Here is a 2,131-nt window from a genome sequence, read left to right on the forward strand (position 1 = left end):
CAAAACATTACGTATTGCTAAGGTTAAGTTCCTCGTGCAGTGTCAAGAGATCAGCACCTTTGGCGAGTATAGGATCGATCTCCGGCTGCTGCGTATTGACCATCTTGTACCCCTAAGCGTTTTAATTTTGCACTGATGCCTTGCTCTGCCATTACCTCAGCAACCACTGACCCCAGGCCACCATTAACGTTATGCTCTTCAATCGTTAGAACCAATTTTACATCCAACAACGCCTGCGCTAAGGCTTCTGCATTTAACGGGCGAATAGAAGAAAGATTAATCACTCGCGCTGAAATGTTTTGCTGTTTTAACAAATTTGCTGCAGACACCGCCTCATGAACAGTAGATCCTAATGCAACGAGAGCAACGTCTTCGCCTTCACTTAAGCAGTCCACTGCGCCTGGAATAAACTGATAACCCTCATCGTGCAATACAGGCAAAGCCTTGCCATCCATGCGAATGTAAACAGGTCCTTCCTTCCGTAATGCATAATCAACTATTTGTTGACACTCGACTGGACAAGAAGGTGCATAAATCTCAATGTTTCCAAATCCTCTCATCACTGAAATGTCATCAATACTATGGTGAGTACTCGCCAGAGGGCCATAACTTGCCCCTGCATTTAAGCCAAATAGCTTCACGTTTGTGTTGTTATAGCAAACATCCACTTTTACTTGCTCGTTAGCGCGTGAAATAAGAAACGGAGCGGCATTACAAGTAATAGCAATTTTACCGCCTAGGGCTAAACCAGCTGCAGTGCCCACCATTACCTGCTCAGCAATACCAACATTGATTAAGCGATCAGGAAATTTTTCAACAAAAGGTTTGATTTTAGATGTAGAGGTTGAATCAGCAACCACTGGTATCACATCAATCCACTTTCAACAGCCGCAATAAGGCCCTGCACCATTACATTAGCTAAATGCTCTGAATTACTCATCTTTCAACTCCTCCAGCGCCAATTCGACTTCATCACCTTTAGGAACTCGGTGGTGCCACTCTGGGCGCCCTTGGATAAAAGAGACGCCTGCCCCCTTTTCCGTGTTCGCAATAATTACATGAGGTTTACCATTAGCGACAAGACCCTCAATAGTCTCCACTACCGAAGACATCGTATTTCCTTGGCACTCAGTCACTTCTAAACCGAATGACTGCCACTTCGCACCTAATGGGTCAGTCGACATGATTTCGGATGTTGCTCCAGCAAGCTGAAGCTTATTCTTATCATTAATAATAATGAGATTATCTAAGCCATAATGCGCTGCGACTAAAGCAGCCTCCCAGTTGCTGCCTTCGGCTAATTCACCGTCACCTGTCACCACATATATTCTCCGGTTACTTCCTGACTTTTTTGCAGCAATCGCTAACCCGACTGCAACAGGCAAACCATGACCTAAAGCTCCAGTATTTAGCTCTACGCCTGGAGTTTTTTGGCGTACAGGATGACCAGGTAGATTAGAGTTATTATGTTGATACGTCGGTAGCCACTCTTCTGGAAAATATCCTGCTTCAGCTAAAACACAGTAATACCCACCTGCTGCATGACCTTTAGATTGAATATAAATATCTCGATCTGGATCTGTGAGTCGATCTGGCGCACAATTTAAAATACGAAAATACAGTGCTGTCACTAATTCAACTTGTGATAAATCTGCGCCTGTGTGACCTCCGGCAGGACTATTAGCATTTAATTCGATAATACGACGTCGCACCGCACGTGCTTTGCGTTCCAATTCATCAATGGATAGCAAGTATGGATTCATAAACCCTCCTCGGCTAAATATTCAATCATGAATATTTATTCAGATATGGTTAAAAAAATATTTTTCCTGATTCTTAGCAGCATCAAAATAATAGTGCCGCTAAGCAAATAAAGTGATGTACTACGCGGCTTTACCAGCAGCAAAAGCCGCCATCAACCAGCAGGTCAACCCCTGTACAATAAGAAGAGGCATCACTTGCAAGGAAAATGGCTGGTCCAACCATTTCATTCACTGACGCCATACGTCCCATGGGAGTTTGCGACTCAAAGTCTTTCGTTTGATGCACCATTTCTGGGCGAGTATTCATTGGAGTAGCCGTGTAGCCAGGACTAATTGAATTTACGCGAATCCCTTTTTGTACCCATTCC

3 protein-coding genes are annotated in these 2,131 nt (G+C 44.0%); all 3 read right to left on the reverse strand.

Annotated elements, in window-relative coordinates; translation table 11 throughout:
• Positions 1-50: 50 nt before the first annotated feature.
• Entirely contained in the window at positions 51-869 is an 819-nt protein-coding gene (locus ACXAC4_RS19790; protein WP_475164911.1) for a transketolase family protein, read from the reverse strand.
• Positions 870-932: 63 nt separating this feature from the next.
• Positions 933-1,763 carry a transketolase gene (locus tag ACXAC4_RS19795; RefSeq protein ID WP_475164912.1) on the reverse strand — a complete coding sequence of 277 codons (831 nt, stop codon included), beginning with the start codon at positions 1,761-1,763 and terminating at the stop codon, positions 933-935.
• 130 nt (positions 1,764-1,893) lie between these two features.
• Positions 1,894-2,131: SDR family oxidoreductase (locus tag ACXAC4_RS19800; protein ID WP_475164913.1), on the reverse strand; the 238-nt coding region annotated here is incomplete at its 5' end.

It is taken from the genome of Pseudoalteromonas sp. AWM4_233 (assembly GCF_056158285.1).

What these genes read in the sequence shown, in the direction of transcription:
- ACXAC4_RS19795 (WP_475164912.1), bottom strand. Translation starts at nt 1,763, where the DNA reads ATGAATCCATACTTGCTATCCATTGATGAATTGGAACGCAAAGCACGT.